This window comes from Variovorax sp. N23 (assembly GCF_025486315.1).
GTDB lineage: Bacteria > Pseudomonadota > Gammaproteobacteria > Burkholderiales > Burkholderiaceae_C > Variovorax.
Window position 1 is genome coordinate 1 of record NZ_JAOOPY010000044.1, and the last position, 1,175, is coordinate 1,175.

General features: G+C 63.6%; 1 protein-coding gene and 1 other annotated feature. The gene reads left to right on the forward strand.

Features of this window, described 5'->3' with window-relative positions; all coding sequences use genetic code 11:
* Positions 1-1,136 (forward strand): IS3 family transposase gene (locus N8A90_RS25375; RefSeq protein WP_410087749.1). Its coding sequence is split into 2 segments (ribosomal slippage), with 1,137 coding nucleotides annotated over them: positions 1-196 and positions 196-1,136; the frame shifts between segments, so codons are not numbered across the junction. This gene is flagged as partial in the annotation.
* Positions 183-299 (forward strand) — a sequence feature (AL1L pseudoknot). It overlaps the preceding gene by 117 nt.
* Positions 1,137-1,175 lie beyond the last annotated feature (39 nt).

Here is a 1,175-nt window from a genome sequence, read left to right on the forward strand (position 1 = left end):
ATCGAATCCATCGCACCCAAGATTGGATGCGTGCCGCAGACGCTGCACGATTGGGTCAAGCGTGTGGAGGTCGACACCGGCGTGCGCGTGGGCGTCACGAGCAGTGACGCCCAGCGGATGAAGGAACTGGAGCGCGAGAACAAGGAACTGCGCCGGGCCAACGAGATACTGAAGCTGGCCAGCGCGTTTTTCGCCCAGGCGGAGCTCGACCGCCGGCTCAAGTCTTGAGGGACTTCATCGACAAGTATCGCGATACCTTCGGGGTCGAGCCGCTCTGCAAGGTCTTGCAGATTGCCCCGTCGGCGTATCGACGCCATGCAGCGCTGCTGCGCGAGCCCCACAAACGCTGCGCCCGAGCGCAGCGCGACGAGGTGCTGGCGCCGCAGATTCAACGTGTCTGGCAGGCAAACATGCAGGTCTACGGCGCCGACAAGGTGTGGCGGCAACTGGCACGCGAAGGCGTGGCCGTTGCACGCTGCACGGTCGAGCGATTGATGCGCAAGCTGGGCCTGCGCGGTGTGATGCGTGGCAAGGTCGTGCGAACCACGGTCGGTGATGCCAAGGCCGCGTGCCCGCTGGACCGGGTCAACCGGCAGTTCCGAGCGCAGCGGCCGAACCAACTGTGGGTCAGCGACTTCACGTATGTCTCGACCTGGCAGGGCTGGTTGTACGTGGCCTTCGTCATCGACGTGTTCGCCCGTCGCATCGTGGGCTGGCGCGTGAGCAGTTCAATGCGAACGGACTTCGTGCTAGATGCGCTGGAGCAGGCCCTATATGCCCGGCAGCCGGAGCGTGATGGAAGCCTGATATGCCACTCCGACAGGGGGGCGCAGTACGTCAGCATTCGCTACACCGAACGGTTGGCAGAAGCGGGCATCGAGCCGTCCGTCGGGAGCAAGGGCGACAGCTATGACAACGCGTTGGCCGAGACCATCAATGGCCTCTACAAGGCCGAGCTCATCCATCGCCGAGCGCCATGGAAGACCAAGGAAGCCGTGGAGTTCGCGACGCTCGAATGGGTGTCCTGGTTCAACCACCATCGCCTGCTCGAACCCATCGGGTACATCCCGCCGGCAGAAGCTGAGGCAAACTACTACCGGCAACTCGCCAGTCAGGCCATCTCGGTGACGGCCTGACTTAAACCAAACAGCCTCCGCGAATGCCGGGGCGATTCA